18 protein-coding genes are annotated in these 20,354 nt (G+C 53.1%); 9 read left to right on the forward strand and 9 right to left on the reverse strand.

Annotated elements, in window-relative coordinates; translation table 11 throughout:
* The first annotated feature begins 84 nt into the window (after nt 1–84).
* A complete protein-coding gene (locus TH30_RS21025; protein ID WP_181850423.1) occupies nt 85–690 on the forward strand; it encodes a TetR/AcrR family transcriptional regulator in 606 nt (201 codons plus the stop codon).
* A 9-nt stretch (nt 691–699) separates the two neighbouring features.
* Here TH30_RS21025 and TH30_RS21030 read toward each other — a convergent pair whose 3' ends face one another.
* Nucleotides 700–1,770 carry an EAL domain-containing protein gene (locus TH30_RS21030; protein ID WP_114100048.1) on the reverse strand — a complete coding sequence of 357 codons (1,071 nt, stop codon included), beginning with the start codon at nt 1,768–1,770 and terminating at the stop codon, nt 700–702.
* 321 nt (nt 1,771–2,091) lie between these two features.
* Between TH30_RS21030 and TH30_RS21035 the strand changes: the two genes are divergently transcribed.
* From TH30_RS21035 to TH30_RS21050, 4 genes are all read left to right on the forward strand, one after another.
* Entirely contained in the window at nt 2,092–2,910 is an 819-nt protein-coding gene (locus tag TH30_RS21035) for a helix-turn-helix domain-containing protein (protein ID WP_114100049.1), read from the forward strand.
* Nucleotides 2,911–3,031: 121 nt separating this feature from the next.
* Entirely contained in the window at nt 3,032–3,940 is a 909-nt protein-coding gene (yddG, locus tag TH30_RS21040; RefSeq protein ID WP_114100050.1) for an aromatic amino acid exporter YddG, read from the forward strand.
* A 215-nt stretch (nt 3,941–4,155) separates the two neighbouring features.
* Entirely contained in the window at nt 4,156–5,928 is a 1,773-nt protein-coding gene (locus TH30_RS21045; protein WP_114100051.1) for a tetratricopeptide repeat-containing sulfotransferase family protein, read from the forward strand.
* Between the two features lie 69 nt (nt 5,929–5,997).
* Entirely contained in the window at nt 5,998–6,972 is a 975-nt protein-coding gene (locus tag TH30_RS21050) for an adenosine deaminase (protein WP_114100052.1), read from the forward strand.
* Between the two features lie 83 nt (nt 6,973–7,055).
* On the opposite strand, the gene TH30_RS21055 is transcribed toward TH30_RS21050, so the two are convergent.
* Nucleotides 7,056–8,027: a phytanoyl-CoA dioxygenase family protein gene (locus TH30_RS21055; RefSeq protein WP_114100053.1), complete on the reverse strand. Its 972-nt coding sequence runs from the start codon at nt 8,025–8,027 to the stop codon at nt 7,056–7,058.
* Between the two features lie 143 nt (nt 8,028–8,170).
* On the opposite strand from TH30_RS21055, the gene TH30_RS21060 reads away from it, so the two are divergent.
* Nucleotides 8,171–9,124, forward strand: coding sequence for a helix-turn-helix domain-containing protein (locus tag TH30_RS21060; RefSeq protein ID WP_114100054.1), 954 nt, complete (start codon nt 8,171–8,173; stop codon nt 9,122–9,124).
* Between the two features lie 21 nt (nt 9,125–9,145).
* Here TH30_RS21060 and TH30_RS21065 read toward each other — a convergent pair whose 3' ends face one another.
* The 3 genes from TH30_RS21065 to TH30_RS21075 all read right to left on the reverse strand — a co-directional run bounded on the left by TH30_RS21065 (nt 9,146) and on the right by TH30_RS21075 (nt 11,977).
* Nucleotides 9,146–10,060, reverse strand: coding sequence for an alpha/beta fold hydrolase (locus TH30_RS21065; RefSeq protein WP_114100055.1), 915 nt, complete (start codon nt 10,058–10,060; stop codon nt 9,146–9,148).
* Between the two features lie 40 nt (nt 10,061–10,100).
* Nucleotides 10,101–11,408: an alpha/beta hydrolase gene (locus tag TH30_RS21070; RefSeq protein ID WP_114100056.1), complete on the reverse strand. Its 1,308-nt coding sequence runs from the start codon at nt 11,406–11,408 to the stop codon at nt 10,101–10,103.
* A 164-nt stretch (nt 11,409–11,572) separates the two neighbouring features.
* Nucleotides 11,573–11,977 (reverse strand): OsmC family protein, encoded by a 405-nt coding sequence (locus TH30_RS21075; RefSeq protein WP_114100057.1) that lies wholly within the window; start codon nt 11,975–11,977, stop codon nt 11,573–11,575.
* A 201-nt stretch (nt 11,978–12,178) separates the two neighbouring features.
* Here TH30_RS21075 and TH30_RS21080 point away from each other — a divergent pair, with 201 nt between their 5' ends.
* Nucleotides 12,179–12,514: a hypothetical protein gene (locus TH30_RS21080; protein ID WP_114100058.1), complete on the forward strand. Its 336-nt coding sequence runs from the start codon at nt 12,179–12,181 to the stop codon at nt 12,512–12,514.
* 186 nt (nt 12,515–12,700) lie between these two features.
* The gene (locus TH30_RS21085) at nt 12,701–14,356 is read left to right on the forward strand and encodes a diguanylate cyclase domain-containing protein (protein WP_258548815.1); all 1,656 of its coding nucleotides are present in this window, start codon (nt 12,701–12,703) and stop codon (nt 14,354–14,356) included.
* A gap of 77 nt (nt 14,357–14,433) precedes the next feature.
* On the opposite strand, the gene TH30_RS21090 is transcribed toward TH30_RS21085, so the two are convergent.
* The 3 genes from TH30_RS21090 to TH30_RS21100 all read right to left on the reverse strand — a co-directional run bounded on the left by TH30_RS21090 (nt 14,434) and on the right by TH30_RS21100 (nt 18,145).
* The gene (locus TH30_RS21090; protein WP_114100060.1) at nt 14,434–16,194 is read right to left on the reverse strand and encodes a tetratricopeptide repeat-containing sulfotransferase family protein; all 1,761 of its coding nucleotides are present in this window, start codon (nt 16,192–16,194) and stop codon (nt 14,434–14,436) included.
* Between the two features lie 140 nt (nt 16,195–16,334).
* A complete protein-coding gene (gene glnA, locus TH30_RS21095; protein WP_114100061.1) occupies nt 16,335–17,744 on the reverse strand; it encodes a type I glutamate--ammonia ligase in 1,410 nt (469 codons plus the stop codon).
* A gap of 62 nt (nt 17,745–17,806) precedes the next feature.
* Complete coding sequence (locus TH30_RS21100; RefSeq protein WP_007091888.1) at nt 17,807–18,145, reverse strand: P-II family nitrogen regulator; 339 nt, start codon at nt 18,143–18,145, stop codon at nt 17,807–17,809.
* Between the two features lie 482 nt (nt 18,146–18,627).
* Between TH30_RS21100 and TH30_RS21105 the strand changes: the two genes are divergently transcribed.
* Nucleotides 18,628–19,800 carry an aminotransferase gene (locus tag TH30_RS21105; protein WP_114100062.1) on the forward strand — a complete coding sequence of 391 codons (1,173 nt, stop codon included), beginning with the start codon at nt 18,628–18,630 and terminating at the stop codon, nt 19,798–19,800.
* A 93-nt stretch (nt 19,801–19,893) separates the two neighbouring features.
* Here the strand turns inward: TH30_RS21105 and TH30_RS21110 are convergent, their stop codons facing one another.
* Entirely contained in the window at nt 19,894–20,244 is a 351-nt protein-coding gene (locus TH30_RS21110) for a rhodanese-like domain-containing protein (RefSeq protein ID WP_114100063.1), read from the reverse strand.
* Nucleotides 20,245–20,354 lie beyond the last annotated feature (110 nt).

The raw sequence follows: 20,354 nt of genomic DNA on the forward strand, positions 1-20,354 counted from the left end.
CATCAACCTGTGTCAGGTGTCGAAAATTACCGGAGATCACAGGTGAAAACAGGGCGTAACCAATTGTCGGAAAACGCGAAAACAATGCGCAAGGCACCATCCCAAAAACGCAGTCGCGAGCGGGTCGAAAATATCCTCAAGGTCGCCTGCGAGCTGATTTCAGCGCAGGGGAGTGATGCCATGAAGATGGGGGAGCTCGCAGAAAAGGCGGGAGTCTCTATCGGATCGCTCTATCAGTATTTCCCCGACAAGGCATCGATCATTCATGCGCTTGCCGACCGGTATAACGAGGAATCACAGCACTGCATCGAAGAGGCGCTGACACATGTCATGGATGCAAAGGGCTTTGTTGCTGCCTTTGAACAGCTGATCGATACCTATTATGAGCTGTTTCTGGCCGAACCGGTCATTTGCGATATCTGGACCGGAACACAGGCGGACAAAACGCTGCGCGATATGGAACTTGAAGTCAGTCGGGCGAATGCGGCCTTGCTGACCAAAACCATCCTGCGTATTCGCAACAATGATGGTGACCACAATGCACTGGCCGCCCGGTGTCTTCTGATCATGTATAATGGCGAGGCAACCATGCGGCTTGCGATCTCGGTGCCGGCCCACGAGGGGCGCGAGATCATTAACAGCTACAAACGGATGGTGCAGCGGGAATTTGATGAAATGCTGCGGGTCTAGGGCCTTAAATCACGCAGGGTTTGCGACAAAAGGACCGTTTGCCGGACGGCCAAGCAGGAAACCCTGAACATAGTCGACATCATGTTCGATCAGGAAATCGAGTTCTTCCTGACGTTCGATCCCCTCGGCGATCACTTCAATTTCAAGCTGCTTTGCAAGCGCGATCAGTTTGCTGACGATGGCCTGTTTGTAATTGTCGTGATCGACATGGTCGACCAGCTCACGATCAATCTTGATGATATCCGGGCGTAATTCCGGCAGCAAATTAAGCGTTGAATACCCCGAGCCAACATCGTCAAGTGCGACCCGGAACCCCGAACTGCGATAGGATTCAAGGATGGCGCTCAGATGCGCTGTGCTGCGGACCTTTTCCGTTTCAATAACTTCAAAAACAACGTTTTTGCGATCAAGTTCGCATTCCTCGACAACCTCGATTGTTGAACGCAGGCAGGAATCCGGATCATAGATCGAGCTTGGCGTGAAGTTGATGAACAGGTTGCCGTTGATCCCGGCTTTGGTGGCATTTCGCACATTGGCGGCACGTGCAGCGCGGTCAAGTTGAAACAGCAAGGTTGCTGATTGTGCCGCATCAAACAACTGACCCGGATTAATCACCGTTCCATCCGGTGCTGCGCCGCGAATAAGGCATTCATGCGCAAAAGGAACGTTGAAGTTATTGATCGGGAAAATCGGCTGAAACACGGAATTAAGCCGATTGTCGCGCAACAGATCGCCAAGCCATTCGGCCCCGATTGCAGCACGGATGGCATTGAGGCTGGTCAGACGCGCAATATCGTCAATCTCCGGGGTCCGGTTTTCGGGCATGATCAATGCCTTGGTATCAACAAGCTCCTCGGGCAGGAGGTCTTTTGCAATTGCATCAATCAGTGCGCGCAGGCCGGGGCGGCTATATTTGATGGAAAGTGTTGCGACCGACGGTGACTTTTCGACATCCAGACTGATCGACTTTGCCCCGGCCAGTATTTTTCCCGTCGTGTGGGCAACAGGCGGCCACAAAAACAGCGTTCCGGTTTGGGGGGCAATTTCGGGTATGGAGTCACACTTTTCGCAATAGGTCATCACATCCTCCCCGGTTGTTTTCGCCTTACGACATCGTCACTTGCCGTTTTGTCGTACATTTGAATGTTGTGTTTTATAGCATACGGGACCGGGGGCCGAAAAGTTTGTCCATATAATAAATATAATTATCAAGGCTATAGGTTGTCATGTCGCAATAAACGGCACGCAGACCTGGAAAGTTTCAGACGGGATTTGATGGAGTAACCTGCTGACGGGCAGGCGATTAATGCTGCTTGACGTCTCTTGGCTTGATATTGTTTTGTCAGGTTTGATGGGCAGCCAAGTACTGGTCAGATAGCGATCCAAGGATCAGAGAAAGTAATGCAATACAGTCTGCGGCAATATCGGGCGCAAGCCGAAAGCCACAGCCACAGTGACTTCCACCAGATCATTATCTCTGATCTCGGGCGGCTTGAGCTTGAGATCGAGGGACGTGGCGGTGAAGTCTGTGGCCGTCAGATGGCATTTGTCGAAGCTGGCCGGACCCATGCATTCCGGGCCGAGGGGCTGAACCGTTTTCTTGTACTTGACGTCGATATTGATCTGGCCCGTCGAACCGGGATTGAGGCACTTTGGCAGAAAACTGCGCACGCATCTGCATATCTTGAAGTTCTTGCCGGACATCAGTCCGGGCTGCTTGGTTTGTTAAACGGTTATCAGGACTGCGATGTAATCGGTTTGTCAGGCAGGTCATTGAATGCGGCCAATGATGCGGGGAACGATATTGTCGTTCGTCTGCGTCAGATATTGTCTCATAGCCGACAGGCCCCGGGCGGCAGTTATTCGGCACTGGATGGTGTTCCGGCACGTCTTGTCCGCGTGGCCGCCTGGGCTGAAACGCGGTTGGGTGATAGTATCTCGATCTCCGACATGGCGCGGATCGCCGCACAGTCGGAAAGCAGCCTGTTTGCCGCGTTTCAGCGCTATTTCGGGGCCAGTCCGATGCGCTGGCTTGCGGAGCAACGGTTGCAGACAGCGCGGGCGATGCTGCGCGACGCTGATATTGATCTGTCGATTGGCGACATTGCCAATTCCGTCGGATATCAGGATCAAAGTGCGTTTTCCCGTGCGTTTTCCCGGCGGTTTGGCTGTGCACCGGTTCTGGTGCGCAGTCAGAACCCCAATGCTGCCGATGCCTGATTTCCCCGGCGTTTGGTCATTTCACAGTGTATGAAGCCCGAAATTCGGAGTTTGGGCAAAGACGGATTTGAAAATTCCCTGCATCTTCCGGTTCGCCTTGAACGAAATCCGGACGATGAAAATGACAAACGGGATTGAAAAACGAACGGCAACATTAATCGGTGTTCTGGCCGTCCTTTTATGGTCGTTGCTTGCGTTATTTACCACTGTGGTTGCCGCGATCCCGCCCTTTCAGCTCGTCAGTCTGTGCTTTTCGATCGCCAGTATCCTGAGCTGTATCTGGATTACCCTGCGTGGAGGCAGCGTTTTCAGGGCATTGCGACAGCCCGTCGGGGCTTGGATGCTTGGTGTGGCGGGGCTGTTTGGCTATCATTTTTTCTATTTTGTGGCACTGGCAAATGCGCCGGCTGTTGAAGCCAGCCTGATTGCCTATCTCTGGCCGCTTTTCATCGTTTTGTTCTCAGCACTCCTTCCGGGGGAAAAGCTGCGCTGGCATCATGTTGCCGGTGGCCTCCTGGGACTTTCGGGTGCGGTTTTGCTGGTCAGCAAGGGGCAGGGGCTATATTTCGATCCGGCTTTTGCGCTGGGTTATGGTGCGGCGATGGTCTGTTCATTCCTGTGGTCTGGTTATTCGGTTTTGAACCGGCGTTATCGTGACGTTCCTGTTAACGCGGTCTGCGGATTTTGTGCGGGGGCAGCGGTGCTTGGCTTTGTCACCCATGGCATGTCAGAAGTCTGGGTCTCGCCGGATTTTTCCCAGTGGATGGCGATCCTTGGTCTCGGTCTTGGTCCGGTGGGTGCGGCATTCTTTGTCTGGGATTACGGCACCAAGCATGGCGATATCCAGATACTTGGTGTTGCATCCTATGGCGCACCGTTGCTGAGCACTTGCTTCCTGATCATCTTTGGCAAGGCGCTGGCAACGCCGGTTGTGATTGCGGGTTGCATCCTGATTGTTGCGGGTGCGGTCCTCGCATCCCGGGAACTTTTGTTTCGGTCAAAGAGCAGGACCAATTTTCAGCAACCTTGATTTTTAACCCGGTTTTGCAAGGCGTTCTGCTGTGGCTCCGCTTTCCGGAGCAACTAAAGGTAGAAAATGTATCTACTGTTGCCATGTTGTCACATTTCCGTGATTTTCGACATGAGAGCGGCTATTTGTGCTGTGCGGCATTTATAAATGAACTATAGTCGGTTTGTGCTTGGGGAGGGGGCGTGTAACTCAGATACGCATCCAGGGACAAACGAATGACGCAGCTACAAAACGATGTTGCCAGGGATCTGAAAAAGGCAATGTCTGCAGCCGAATTTGACGAGGCTGCCAGGATTGGCGTCCGCATTTTACGGAGCCATCCCAAACGGACTGACATCCAGATAATGACCGCTGTTAGCGAGTTGCAAGGTTCAAATCCTGCTGCCGCTGGTGCGCGTTTGCGCAAGCTGTTCCGAACTGTCCCGACAGATCACAAACTGTTTGGGGCTATTGCGCAGAATCTTTTGCAATATTCGTATATTGTAAATGACTTCTGTTCATTCGAGTCGCTTATTGAACAGCGCCTCCGTGCTGCGCCGCAGGATGACTTTCTGGCCTTTATGCTGGGGGATGTGATTTTCCGGGGAGAAGTTTCTACAAGTCCGGGAAAATGTATCGCGCCGAAATTTGATCGCGCTGTTGAAGTGCTGAAATCAATTTCCGGGCACAGCCATTATTTTGATGAAGCCCAGAAGTTGCTGGCACGCATTCACTTGCATCAGGAACGCCATGACCAGGCTTTCGAACTGCTTGAAAAGGCGGTCGATCGTGCCCCCGAGAATCTGGATTTGCAGATTTTTCTGGCGTCGAGCTATGCGATGGCAGGCAAGGTTGAACAGGCTGTCGCAAGAAGTCTGTCTGTCCTTGCGAAACGGCCGGGATATTGCGCGCAACCCTATGTGATTATCTCGTTCGTCCGTCCGCAAGCGATGCCTTCTGATGCGACGGCTCGGCTTGATGCGATCCTTGATGATCCGACGTCTGGTGGTGCCGAAAAATACGGGGCAGCTTATGCTTTGGCCAAGATTGCCGAGACTGGTGGCGATATGCAAAAGGCCTTTGACTATTACAGCAAGGGCCATGCCGCCAATCGCGCTGCACGTCCGTTTGATATGGATCGCGAATTGCGCGAGATGGAGGCATTGGTAGAGCTGGCTCATCAGGGGGCCGCTGATGATATAAGTATCGCAGATATTGCTGCGCTTGATGCCAAGGGACCCAAACCGATCTTTGTTCTTGGCATGCCGCGTTCGGGGACAACCCTGACCGAGCGTATTCTGGGGGCTCATTCCGATGTATATGCGGCGGGCGAAATCGGCGACTTTGCCAAGGCTGTTATCGAAACAGTTGGAACCGGTTCAATTTCCCAGCAGTTGTCACGCATCGATGACAAGGCAGCCCGAAAAATCAGAAAGCAATATCTCGATGCATTAAGAGTTTATGCACCAGACAAGGCTTTTGTGACCAACAAGACGCCCGCCAACTTTTTGCGTACCGAGATGATCCGGCGCATTTTCCCCGATGCACCGATTATTCATACCCATCGTCATCCCTTGGCAACCTGTCTGTCGATCTATACGACGCCATTCGCCATCCCGATGCGCTACTCGGACGATCTTGGTGAACTTGCCGATTACTATCGTGCCTATGTTGATCTGATGAATGTGTTCTTTGAAACAGATCGCACCGGCATGCTTTATGATCTGTCCTATGAGGATCTGGTGACAGACCCGGTTGCTGTTGCCAAGGACTGCCTTGCCCATTGTGGTCTGGATTGGCATCCCGGATGTCTTGAATTCTATAAGACAGACCGGACAGCCGCGACGGCAAGCATGATCCAGGTCCGTCGCCCGATCTTCAAAGACTCGCTGGGCAAATGGCAGCGGTTTGAACCCTATATCGGTGCGTTGGCCAAGCTTGCCGATGCGGGGGAAGATGCAAAGGTCAATACAGCCCGGAAATCATCGCGCAAAGCGGTTGCCGCGTGACCTGACGGGGGCTTCGGGGTAGAAGGTATTCTGATATAAAAAAAGATACCGACAAAACCGGAGCACCCCATGACCCTGTCCATTCCAAAGGCCGAGCTTCATCTTCATCTTGAAGGTGCGCTGACGCCGGCACTGGTGCGAACCTTTGCCAAGCGCAATAACCTGACCCTGCCCGATGACATTTATGATGCGCAGGATCGTTATATTTGGGGTGACTTCCCGGAATTTCTCAAAAGCTTTGACAAGGCCAGTGCTGCAATCCGCACCAAGCAGGATTATTCGGATCTGACCTGTTTCTATCTGACTGAACAGGCCAAGGTTGGAGCACTTTATGTCGAACTGTTCTGCTCGCCGACCCATGCGGCTGAATGCGGTTTGTCATATGACGAACATCTTGAAGCGGTGGTTGACGGCATTGACCGTGCCGAGAAAGAAACCGGCATCATTGGCCGGATCATCATGACCTGTGTGCGGCATGTCGGCGGCGATATCGCGGTCAAGGTCGCCAGGGAAACCGCAGATTGCGGGCATCCCTATATTGTCGGATTTGGCATGGGCGGGAATGAAAGCATGTTCTCGCAGGAGACATTCTATCCGGCCTTCAAAATCGCGGCGGATGCGGGGCTGGGCTGCACCACCCATGCGGGCGAGGTACAAGGTCCGCAAAGTGTCTGGGACGCGATTGACAAGCTTCCTGTGACCCGTATCGGACACGGGGTCCGTTCGATCGAGGATCCGAAACTTGTCGAAACACTGGCAAAGCGCGGTATCGTTCTGGAAGTTTGCCCGGGATCGAACATTTCATTGTCGGTTTATCCCGATTATGCGTCCCATCCGCTGCGCAAGTTCCATGATTCCGGTGTGAAGGTCACACTCGGGTCTGATGACCCGCCCTTCTTCCATACCAGTCTGGCCGAAGAATATCAGCGCGCCAAGGATGTGTTCGGTTTTAGTGACGCCGAGTTGCTCGGCGTGACCCGCACGGCAATTGAGGCTGCTTTTGTCGATGATGCCACCAAGGCGAAATTGCTCGCAAAGCTGTAGTTTGTCGTTGGTATGCCTAATCAAAAAGAAAAGATCGCCCACTGTGATCAACGGGCGATCTTGATGTTTTCAGGTGCCGCGTTTTACCAAGGCGTCTTACCCAGAATTTTCTCGCCAAGCGATGTCAGTTCGGCGCGTTCATAGCGGGTCTGTTCCCAGTTGCGCGGATCTCCGGGGAATGCATAGCCGCGGGCTGGAAGGCGCTCGGACCAGCTTTTAACACGCCAGTCCACAAGGTCCTGTTCTTCGGGGGTCGCAGGTGCCATTGAGATATATTGCGCAATGCGGGCCTGATCAGACCGGTTGGCGCGAATGCCGTGCGCCAGCAAGCTGTTGAAAATCACCAGATCACCGGCCTTCATGGCGATGCGTTTGGGCTGATAGGGGATCGTGTCCATGTCCGGGCGGAACGGATCACGATCGGCCGGTGCGGATTTGCGCCATTCTTCGAAATTGGCGAAAAGGTCCGGGACACACTGGAAGCCGCCCATGTCATCGGTGGTATCAACAAGTGACAGTACGCCCTGCACATTGATTGGCAGCGGGTTGGCACTGGTGTCTGCATCCCAGTGAATGAAACCGTCAAACGTCCGAGAACCCTTGTTCGGGGTGTTCAGATTGGCGCGGTCAATCGAAACCCAAAGGTCGGTGCGATCCCAGATATCGACAAACGCATCATAAACACGCTGGGTCTGGCGGTTATCCCAAAGTGTCTGGTGATTATAAATCTCGACCATGCCGGAATTGTTGAGTTCCTTCATTGCATTGTCGCGCATTTGCGGGCGATTCCAGCTTTCCGGATCATCGGGATCCATTTCCTGGAACTCCCACAAAAGATCGACCGTAGCGCGGACCTGTTTTGCAGGAACAGCATTGGGGACAACGACATAGCCATAAGTCTGCCAGTGGGCAAAGTCGTCTTCGGACAACACACGAAGCGGCAGTTTCTTTTCAAGGTCGCGCAATTGCGTGCCGCTGACTTCCCTGGTGGATGCATTTCCCGGGCGGTCGCTGTTGGGCGTCATCGTTGCGCTTGGCGTTGCGAGCATGGACATCAGGTTCCTCCGTCTTTCTGATTTGATCTGTTAAAATTAAAGCAGGAAGACCGTGTCCTGCACACTGACAGGACGGACAAATAATGATACTATTCGGCCAGATTGTTAGATAATTTGTTCCGTAAAGACGTGGTGCCGGTCTGATGAAACTTCTGTTTGAACATGTCCAGATCGCGCCAGACCGGTCGTGGAAAGGCCTTTATCGTAATCTACTGGCGATCCCGTTTGAATGGCACTTTCACCCGGAATATGAATTGACCCTGACACTTGGCAGTTCGGGGCAGCGTTATGTTGGCGACCATATCGGCGATTATGGGGATGATGATCTGGTGCTCTTGGGGCCCAATTTGCCCCATACATGGCATTCATCAAATGCGGCTCCGCCATCGGTCAGTCACGGCGGATTACGCGCCCATGAAGAAGCACTTCAGGTCAAGGGACGGGCAAAGGGCCATCAGGCGTTCGTATTCTGGTTTACCGCCGACTGGATCAATAGTGTCTGCAAGACCATGCCGGAACTCGCCGGGCTGGAAAAGGTTCTTGGTCTGTCCAAGCGTGGCGTGCAGTTTGACGCAGCAACTGCGCGCAAGGTCGCGGCATTTGCCCCGGCCTTTGACAAAGGCGCGCCAGCTGACCAGTTGCTGCTTTTGATCGAGGTGCTCAGAACGCTGCTTGATGCCACGAAACTTACGCCACTTGCGTCGGATCGTTTTGATGCAGCCATCCCCGATCATGATGATGCCAGCCGGTTGGGCAGGGTGCTTGATCTGCTTCATGGCAGCTATTTCGATGCACTCAGCAGTGCCGAGATTGCCCGTCACGCCGGTATGAGCGAACGCACCTTGCGCCGTTTTTTCCAGCGCCATATGGGATCGAACATTCAGGATTACCTGATGGGGTTGCGCCTTGGGCGGGCGGCCAGCCTGTTGCTGTCTTCTGACATGCCGGTCTATCAGGTGGCAGAGGAATCCGGTTTTCAGAATCTGTCACACTTCAATCGTCAATTCCGTCGTCACCGCAACGTTTCCCCCAGTGCATTCCGCAAGTCACGGTTTGAGGGGCAGGCTGTGCGTAATCCTGTGCCCGCGAACACCTGAGACGTGGAATACAGCAACGAACTAGCCGGGATAACGCGCCATATGGGCATCGAAGAACGCCCAGAACTGATCGCGAAAGATGTCTCTTTCCTGCAGGATTTCATGACGTGCTTCGGGAATTTCACGAATGGTTACATTCGGGTTTTTTCCAAAAAGATCTTCGGTCACCTTGTTTGAAACCACCTGATCATTCCCGGCAAGCACCATGGTAATAGGCGGCAAGTTCTGGCCGATATCGGTTTGTTCAAGGCGCAGAGCGATATCTGTCTGGGCGCGAAAACACGCATCAAGCCACCCGGCCGAGGTGCCGCCAACCACAAGGTCGGGAGCAGCTTCAAGGATGTTGCGGCTGCTTTCGTGACGATGCGGATCGGATGTCAGAATGTTTTCAGGATCGAAATCGGCAATCGGGCTATATCCGCGTTGTCCCGGAAGATACTGTTTGTCAAAACCGTATCGGCACATCTCGCCCGACAGGATCTGTGCGGCAATTGAAAACCACCGTGGCCCACCCAGGCCAAAAAACGGGGCAACCATGACGACACTTTTCCAAAGATCGGGTTGATCCAGCATCATGGACATTGCCACCAGCCCGCCGGTTGAGTGGGTCAGCAAACCGTCACAGACAATACCGTGCTGTTCCCTGACATGGTCCAGAACGTGGCGGGTGTCGGCTTTGTAATGCGTGATATCGCGAACATAGCCCATCGCAATATCAGGTGCCTCACGCGTAGATCCGCCGTGGCCGCGAAAATCAAAGGTTACGGTGCCATATCCGCGTTTGGCCAGATCGCGGGCAGTTTCGCCATAGCGTTCAATGAACTCGCCACGTCCCTGAAGAATAAGAACATATCCCTTGGACGCACATGGCGGTGTAATACCGGCTCTGAGCGTGACCCCGTCAGGTGCAGTAAAGCGATCTATGGTAAAAGGCATGGGTCGGCTGTTCCGGATCAAACTGTTATCAAAGGCGACTTTATTGTGCAGCGGGGGTTTGACCGCCACCAAGCGATGCAACAATAAAAGCCGCCATCATTTCGATCATGTTGGGGAAATCCGGATTGAACGTCCCGCGTCGCAATGTGCCAGCGGTTGCAGATTGCAGCAGATTGCGTTCGCCATAGACGGTGTCGCTGCCTGTTTCGCAGGCTTCATGTTCTGCGGGATCATCATAATGACCGCAATCGCGAATGGTGCCGTTGAGGCCATAGACAGGGTTATCCGGGCTCATGGTTATCGCGGTATGGGCGTGATTGATGGTGCGCATGTCGTCATTTGACGAACTGATAATGTCGATATTATCGCATCTCGGATGTCCGGAAAGCTCGTTGATCTCACCCTGATACCAGATCATTTTTTTGATGCCGGAATTCACCTTGCTGCAGAAATAATCCACAGCGGCCAATGGATTGACTGTCTGATCATCGGAGCTGATGGCGATAAAGACCGGGGTCGTTGATGTGGGCAACGAACCATCCCGATAGGGTTCGGTAACCAGATGAAACTCTGCTGCTGCATTCATCGCCATGGAGCCATATTTGGCCGGATCGCTTTCGGGGCCCTGACCGACCCAATCCTTGAAATAGCGTACATAGGGGGTGAGCCAGGCCATCTCGCTTTTGGCCTCAAGACCGGGAGACAGCATGATCATGGCACTGATGCGTGCATCCGTGACACGGGCGGAAATGTCGCGCCCGATCAGGGCTGCCCCCATCGAATAGCCAATAGGAATGATATGTTCGATATCATCCCCGAAGGCGCCGATGCCAAATCGTACTGTATCAAGCCAGTCCTGATAGCTGACATCAATCAGATCGCCCGGGGTTGTTCCATGTCCGGGCAACAGCACGCCATTAAATGTTGCGCAAGGGAACCGCATGCGAAGCTGATCGCGAACGTCGCTCAGCCAGTAGGGGCTGTCGGTAAGGCCGTGAACGGCAAGAAAACCAACCTTCTCGCCATGAACAAGATTACCTCCCGCCGCATCACATGCAGCTTGATCCGGTGCGACACTATAGGGGCTTCGCATATCGACGACCTGATCAATGTCATAATCGCCGAATGGTTTGGTTTCCGATGCATAACGCCCTTTGGAAAGAATATCGTAAAGCTGTGTGCGTGTTGATTGCACATAGGCGTCAAACGAGGTTCCCCTGACCGGAGCGCTTATCGCATTGCCCGATGGTGCATGCTGCGCATCCGATTCCGAACAGGCACCGATTGCCAACAGGGTGCCCAGTACAAGAGAAGTCAGTCCGGTCCGGATTGTCCGTCGTGTGACCATGGGGAGGCTCCATATTGGTTGGTGCAAGGGATTGTATTCGATATCGTTTTGCGCGTGATGTTAGCGCGTGTGGTCCCGTGGTGCGAGCAACAAAAAAGCGGTCTGGCGACAGACCGCTTTTTCAAGCATACATCATGACCGGCCAAAGCCTGCGGACTGCCAGTTTATTCGATCACTTCCCAGCTATGGGTTACTTCGGCAGCCTTTGAGAGCATGATCGAGGCCGAGCAATATTTCTCGGCCGAAAGTTCGACCGCCCGACCAACCTTGGTTTCATTAAGGTTTTCGCCCTTTACTTTGAAATGCAGGTGAATTTTGGTGAAGACCTTGGGATCGGTTTCCGCGCGTTCTGCCTTGACCTCTGTCTCAACATCCTGAACGTTCTCGCGGCCTTTTTGCAGAATGTGAACCACGTCGATCGATGAACAGCCGCCAAGCCCCAAAAGCAGCATTTCCATAGGGCTCGGGCCAAAGCCGGTGTCCTTGTTGCCATCCATGACAACCCCGTGTCCGGTGCCGCTGGTGCCCGTGAAAGTAAGGTTTTCAAGCCACTTGACGCGTGCTTCCATGATCGAATTCCTGTGTTTGAAAAATCATTGCCTCATCCTCTAGCGCGGTTGACGCCTGCCTGCAAGTTGAGATCATGTTTCCGGGCAACTTGTGAATTTGTCGCATGGGCATTTCGGGTAGCAAACTGTTATAGGTGTTTTTACTTTCCCGCGTGATACTATCGTAAGAATTCAGTCCCTTATGGTGTAGGAGTAAAGGGCATGACACAGGATCAAAACCGCAGCAAAAGCCGTTTCATGATGGGCATGGAGCACGTCCTGCGCGAGATTAACCATGAAATCATCAGCCCGGCGATCCCGGATATGTCGGTTGAAAATGCCGTGCCGCTGATGATTACGGTTGCCCGCTTGCGTGCCGACTACCTGAAATACGCGTTCAAGCTAAGTGCGGATCGTACCGAACGACACCCGACCGAAGAAGAACTGGCAAAGCTCAAACATTTGCGTGAAACCTATCAGGAAATGCTTGCTGCGGCGCGCGAACTCGAACATTGCATTGATCGTGGTTATATCGATTTGCCGGTACCGGCGAAGTAACACACATAAACATCTGGGGGGAGGGGATTTTCAATCGCCGGTCATGTGAGAAAAATCATGACTTATCCTCAAGGATATGTAATTGCTGTTGCTCATATAAAACAAGACCGGTCAATCAGGTCTGATTTGGGACATCAATGATAACATAGCCAAGGGAGTGCACTGCAAAGCGGTGCGCGGGGTGTATTGTCTGTCAGTGTAGATGTTGTGGCGACCGCGGCGTTGTCGCGTGATAGCCTTGTCTTTCTAGATAAGAACGATCTGAAAATCGTTCATGTCAATCCGGCTGCAGAAAAGCAGTTTGCCGCGGCCAGGACGGTTTTACGCACCGGGACCGAGATCAAACAGTTTCTGGCCTATCTGGCAAAGAATGGCGAGTTTTCTGACGGGGATCCGGTTGGCGCTGTGCGTCAGGCGCTTGGGGCCATTTCATCCGGGACGCGGGCGGATTTGCCCGGTGTTCGACTTGAAAAGACCCTGTTTTCCTGGCATTGCGATGTCGGGCCTGGCGAGACCATCGCGCTGGTTCTGCGAGATAGTGGCAAGGCGCAGGAACTTGCCCGCGCGCTGGCCGACCACAAGATTTTTATCCAGCATCTGATCGACGTGCTGCCGATACCGGTCTATCTGAAAAATCTTGATGGTGTGATCACGCGCTGCAACGCTGTGTTTGCCGAACTTTTCGGCCATGCGGTCGGGGATGTGATTGGCAAGAAGCTGATCGAAATTGCCCCGGACAGTCTTGCCAAAACGATTTCCGCCCATGAAAAGCCGCTTCTGATTGCTGAAGGACAGGTGCGCGACGAGATCAGCTTTGTCCTTGATGACGAGGAACGGTCAGCCCTGTTTGCCGTCTCGAGCCTTAAGGGACCAAGCGGCAGTATTGCAGGCACCATCGGATCGCTTGTTGATGTCACCAGTCTGAAAAAGGCCCAGGCCGAAGTTGCCGAAGCTGCGCAGCGCCTGACAGGGCTTCTGGAAAGTGCGCCTGTAGGGGTGGGGATTTCCAGCCGCGAAACAGGTGTCTTCCGGTTCTTTAACAGCACATTTGCCAAGATGCTCGACATCAAGGACGAAAAGGAACCAACGGATTCCATTTTGTTGTCGGAACGCTATCGCAAGCAGTCTCTTCAAGATATGGATATGATCGGCGAGCTCCATGATGTTGAAATCAGGCTGCGCCGCCCGAACATGGCCGAAGCGAAATGGCTCAAGACCTCGCTGGAACCGCTGTCGTTCGAGGGTGAAGACACCGTGTTGTGGTGGACGAGTGACATCACCAAACAAAAGCACGCCGCCCGCGAGCTGCAAAACAAGGCCAATAATGATGAGCTGACCGGATTGGCCAACCGGGCGCGTTTCATGCAAAAACTTGATCAGTGCGAAACGGTTCTGCGCGGGACCAATACGCCGGCCTCGATCTTCATTCTTGATCTGGACGGGTTCAAGAATCTCAATGATACCAAGGGGCATGCGGCAGGGGACTGGCTGCTGACCGAAACGTCAAAAAGGCTGAAGCGTGCAGGGCGCCGGGCTGAGGAAGTCGCCCGTCTTGGCGGCGACGAATTCACCATGCTGTTTATTAACAAGGGCGGTGCCAGGGAAATGGGTGAGATCGCCGATGCAATCCTCAGGGAGCTTAGCCAGCCCTTCCTCTGGAAAGGCGAAGATTGCGGTGTTTCGGCCTCCATCGGGGTTTCGGTCTTTGATGGTGGTAATTGCGATATGAGCGAGCAGCTCAGACGCGCTGACAAGGCAATGTATCAGGCCAAATCAGCAGGCAAGGCGCAATATTGCCTTTACACACCGGATCTGGAACCCGAACTTCATCAGGACGACTGATACGCGCCCGCATGTTCGGTCATTGCGGGCCGCTACGAAGGCAAATCCGGCCTAAAGGAAAGCAATTTCCTGAAGAATCAGTCAGGCTTTATGCCAAGCGCCTCGATTAGAGGGGCAAGTTCCTTCTGGTACGGGCGCCATCGTTCAACACTGCTTTGATAGACCGGTTGGCGTACTTCAAGGGCGCTATGGGTGCGCACTTCGCGTTTGTTGTCATAGAATCGCAGGCACGCATCCTGCCATTCAAGATCAAGGAAATTGATCAGACGGCGGGCTTCGTGATCAAGGTCGGCGATGACCTTTTCATAGTCGATCGTGATCAACTGATCGGGCCGCAGCGTCTTTTCCCAGTGTGTCATCAGATCACGATAGGCGAGATAGAAATGCCCGATCTCGCGGAGGTCACAAAGATATTTGTGACCGTCACCAAAGAAATGGGTAAAGCACGAAAAACCGGTATCAAGCGGATCGCGCCGCGAATGGATGATCTTTGAATTGGGAAAAGCCATTGTGATCAACCCGACAGAAACAAAGTTCCCGAGCATCTTGTCGACGATATAGCGCGGGGGATTGCCATCGCGTATCGCTTCGGGAGGCAACATACGAAGAACTTCATCGCGATAGGCCTTGGCAAACATCGCAAGGCGTTTGGGATCGGCCAGAAGCTTTTCATGGGCTGGCAGAGATGGAAAGGCATCGCCATAGGCGCGTTTCAACAGATTGGGAAGTGTCCGGATTTCACCAACCCCGAAGGCATCCGTGTGGCTGTCCAGAATCTGTTCAAGCAGGCTCGATCCGCTACGCGGCATACCGACGATGAAGATGAATTGCTGCTCGTCCCCGGTTTCGCGCAGGGTGTTCCGCGCGATACTTTCGGGCGTAAAGAAATCTGGCAGTTTTTTGAGGAAACCAAGTGTGCTTTCCTCGTTGTAGTCAATCTGTTCGCGTTGATACCGGTTGGCGGTGAAATAATGATCCATGGCGGTCTTGCCATCGCCACGCGTCATATAGGCCAGGCCAAGTGCGTAATGCAGATGTTGGAGATCGGTCTTTGACAGCTTTGATTTTTCAGACCGGATCATCTTTTCAACGGCAGCAAAATCGTCATCCCCAAAGGCCTTGAGGGTTGCCAGCTCCGCCCACGCACGCGCGAAATATTTGGAATGACCAAGCGCAGCACGAATAGCGGCTTCGCAACCCTTTTTATCCCCAATGGTTTTGAGGAGGTCTGCCCGGTTTATTTCTATACGTGCGACTTCCGACGGTTTTGGGGCTGGAACGGGCAAGGTTTGTTTGTTCTTGATCGCGGCATGGGCGACTTCAAGAGCTTGCTCAAAAAGTGCTACGGCTTGTGAGGGGCGCGACGATTTGGCGACTGAATGGGCATACAGGTTCCATCGTTGCCAATCGCTCGGAGATGTCACCATGACATGGTTGAATAATTTTACACCATGATCAAATAGTCCGTTCAGGATCAGAGTGCTGGCAAGCTGGGCCTGAATTTCAGGATCGGCTGGATCGCGTTTCATTGCGACGTTCAGAACATTCTGGGCTTCCAGATACATGTTCTGCTTTATCATCAGTTTTGCAAGATCAAGGAAATACCGGTTTTGGGGATTTGGCGCCTTGCAGGCAAATTCCAGATGTTTCAAGGCCCCGAAAATATTACCCTGTTTTTCAAGCACACCGGCAAAAAAATGTAACAGCTGACCGTCATTCGAATGGGTCCGCAAATAGGTGGCACAAAGCTGATAAGTTTCTTGCTCCTTGCCTCGTTTCCAAAGCTCCTGAGCTTTTTTCAGAACATCTTCGGGCGTTTGTGCATTTACAGAACTCATCAATTTTCCTTGCTTGACGCTCGTTTGGGTAGGATGAGCCTAGTCTAGCAAGGGTAAGTAAACTGTTTAAACCCAAAAAAGAAAACGCCCGGCCAGAAGGCCGGGCGTTTCCGAATGCGTCTTCCTTTCGGTGAAAGGAATTAGCCGCTGTAGTACATGTCGAATTCGACCGGGTGCGGCGACTGTTCGAAGCGGATGACTTCTTCCATTTTCAGGGCGATGTATGCGTCGATCAGATCGTCGGTCATAACGTCGCCTTTTTTCAGGAAGTCGCGGTCTGCGTCGAGGCTGTCGAGAGCTTCGTGCAGCGAGCGGCAAACGGTCGGAACTTCTTTGAGTTCTTCCGGCGGAAGGTCATAGAGGTTCTTGTCCATTGCTTCGCCCGGATGGATCTTGTTCTCGATACCGTCAAGGCCAGCCATCAGCATTGCAGAGAATGCGAGATACGGGTTGGCAAGGGCATCCGGGAAGCGGATCTCGACGCGTTTGCCTTTCGGGGACGCGGTGTACGGGATACGGCAGGATGCAGAACGGTTACGTGCAGAGTAAGCCAGCAGAACCGGAGCTTCGAATCCCGGGACCAGACGCTTGTAGGAGTTGGTCGTCGGGTTGGTGAAAGCGTTCAGTGCCTTGGCGTGCTTGATGATACCGCCAATGTAGTACAGAGCGGTTTCAGAAAGATCCGCATAGCCGTTACCAGCGAACAGCGGCTTGCCTTCGTGCCAGATCGACTGGTGGGTATGCATGCCCGAACCGTTGTCACCGAAGACCGGCTTCGGCATGAAGGTTGCGGTTTTGCCATACTGGTGAGCAACCATGTGGATGCAGTATTTGTAGATCTGAACAGCGTCGGCATGTTCGATCAGGGTGCCAAAAGCGATACCCAGTTCGTGCTGCGACGGAGCAACTTCGTGGTGGTGCTTTTCGCAACGCACGCCCATTTCGTTGATGTAGTTGACCATTTCGGCACGAATGTCGTTTGCCGAGTCAACCGGCTGTACCGGGAAGTAGCCGCCCTTCGGACCCGGACGGTGGCCGCGGTTGCCGCCTTCGAATTCGGTGCCGGTGTTGTACGGACCTTCTTCGGAATCGAGCTGGTAGCCCATGCCTTCGCCAGCGGTGGTCCAGCGAACGTCGTCAAACATGAAGAATTCCGGCTCTGCGCCGAAATATGCGGTGTCGCCGATACCAGCGGATTTCATGTATGCCAGTGCGCGTTTCGCGGTCGAACGCGGGCAACGCTCGTAACCCTGGCCGGTGGCCGGTTCGATAACGTCACAAACGATGATCAGGGTCGGCTGTGCGGTGAACGGATCAACAACGGCGGTCGACGGATCCGGCATAAGGATCATGTCGGATTCGTTGATTTCTTTCCAGCCGGCGATCGACGAACCGTCGAACATGATGCCGTCAACAAAGACGTCCTCGTCGATCGTGCAGATATCCTGCGCGGTATGCTGCCATTTACCTTTGGAATCGGTAAAGCGCAGATCAACAAACTGGATGCCTTTTTCTTTGATCAGATTAAGTACAGAAGCAGCGTCAGACATGATGCAACCCTTTAAAACTCATAATTAGTTACCGTACGGTGTTCAATGACAGGCAAGACCGATCAGATCGCGTCGTTGCCCCGTTCACCGGTACGAATACGGATCGCGTCCTCAAGTGAGGAAACGAAAATTTTACCGTCGCCGATACGGCCGGTATGAGCGGCTTGCTGGATTGCCTCAATCGCACGCTCAACCAGCGTGTCCTCAACGACGATTTCCAGCTTTACCTTCGGCAAAAAGTCCACAACATACTCGGCGCCGCGATACAGCTCCGTGTGGCCTTTCTGACGTCCGAAACCTTTGGCTTCGGTAACGGTAATCCCTTTGAGGCCGATCTCTTGAAGGGCCTCTTTTACCTCGTCAAGCTTGAATGGCTTGATGATGGCTTCGATCTTTTTCATTAAGCGCCCTCTGCTTTTTGCGAGAGTTGCGTAGAACTCGGAAAGCGTAATGCTTCGCACGGTGTCTGTTGCACGGACCATGCCAAGTTTGATCCGCGATGGCATTCTAAGGATTCTTTGCGCGAAAACCCAGCAAAACCCATGAAACTTTTGAGATTTTCTGGGGCGAGGGTGATTGAGTTTTAGGCAAAATGATTAAAAATTATGCAAATGCGCTGCATTGAAGGCAGGCAGTGTGATCCGGATTGCTTCTGGCCCTACGCTCAAAGGATCGCATGCGACAGAATTTGCTGCAAAAGAGTGATTTCGTTCGCAGATATTTGCCAAATGGGTGTGAATCGATCTGTTTGATTTATAGACTCGAACAAACCATGCCCGCGCGATTATAGTACGGCACAGATTTACAACAATATGGCCCCAACGGGCCGGGGAAAAGCCGGAGGCCACCATCCGGTGAACGCATATAATATAAAGGACGCCTCATGACCGAATTTGTCGGCAACCCACTTTTCGCCTCGGGCGGGATCACGATCTTTGAAGTGATGAACGAACTGGCTCAGAAATATCAGGCCATCAATCTGGGGCAGGGCGCACCCGATACGGACGGCCCGGCCGATATCCGCGAAGCGGCTGCCAAGGCAACCATGGAACTGTCCAACCAGTATCCGCCCCTTGCCGGTGTACCGGAACTGCTTCAGGCGGTTGCTGACCATAACAAGCGTTTCTATGGCATCGAGGTTGATCCCAAGAAAGAAGTGCTGGTTGCCGTTGGCGCGACCGAGGGGCTGGCGGATGTGATCCTTGGTCTGGTGGCGCCGGGCGACGAGGTCATCCTGATTGAACCGCTTTATGACAGCTATCTTCCCATGGTGAAGCTTGCGGGTGGTATTCCCAAACTGGTGCGCGTCACTCCGCCGCACTGGGAATTGCCGCGCGAGGAACTGGCCGCAGCGTTTAGCGAAAAGACCAAGCTGATCCTGATCAACTCGCCGCAGAATCCGTGTTCAAAGGTCTATGGTGATGACGAGCTGCAATTCATCGCAGATCTTTGCATCAAGCATGATGTGATCGCGCTGTGTGACGAGGTTTACGAGCATATTGTCTTTGATGGTCGCAAGCACAAACCGCTGATGACTTTCCCCGGCATGCATGAGCGCACCGTACGCATCGGATCGGCGGGCAAGACATTCTCGCTGACCGGCTGGAAAATCGGCTATATCACAGCCTGTGCAAAACTGATGGAGCCGATCAAGAAAGCGCATCAGTTCCTTGTCTTTACCGTGCCACCGGCATTGCAGCATGGTGTGGCTTATGGCCTGAACAAGGATGACGAATATTTCGAAACCTTTACCGCGGAAATGCAGGCCAAGCGTGACTTCTTAATGAAGGGACTCAAGGAAGTCGGCTTTGATGTTCTTGATTCCCAGGGCACCTATTTCATTACCTGCGATTTCCGACCGCTTGGCTATGACTGCGACGATGTCGAGTTCTGCCAGATCATGATCAAGGAAGCAGGCGTGGTTGCCATCCCTGTTTCGGCCTTCTATCAGGGCGAAGATGGCGGTGTGCGTCATTTTGTGCGGTTCTGCTTCTGCAAGCAGGAAGAAAAAATGGCGGCTGCGATTGAACGCATGAAAAAGGCGTTTGCCAAATAAACTGGCCAGACCAGTTAACAAATATCCATGCCAGAACGGGCCGATCCAGTATCGGCCCGTTCTGGTTTCAGGTTTTGTCCAGCGCGGGACAGGTCAGGCAGTGGCTGCAAGCACGCCCTGACCCTGAAGCGGAAGACCGGCTTCGCGCCAATCCTGCTTGCCATCGTGATAATCACGAACATTGCTATAGCCCAGCTTGCTCAGAGCCATCTGGGCAATGCCGGAATTCTTGCACGGGCCGTTGGCGCAATAGACCACAATCGGTGCATCAGGATCGGGCAGGATGGTTTTGACATTTTCGTCAATGGCATCATGGGGAATGTTGATTGCACCGGGCAGATGCGCATCAACATAGTAACGCGCCGGAAGCGCTTCGATCAGGACCGGTGCATTTGCACTGCCAAGCACGGCCTTGAGTTCATCACGGGTAATCGTTCTGGTCATCTTCCAATCTCCATCTGGAATATCGTTGACTGATGGGATCAGTATTGATGTGCAATGATGCGACGTAAATTTGGGAAAATTCGAAGAATGTGTGCAATAATACGAATGAT

It is taken from the genome of Thalassospira profundimaris (assembly GCF_003326795.1).
In the GTDB taxonomy this organism is placed as follows: Bacteria; Pseudomonadota; Alphaproteobacteria; order Rhodospirillales; family Thalassospiraceae; genus Thalassospira; species Thalassospira profundimaris_C.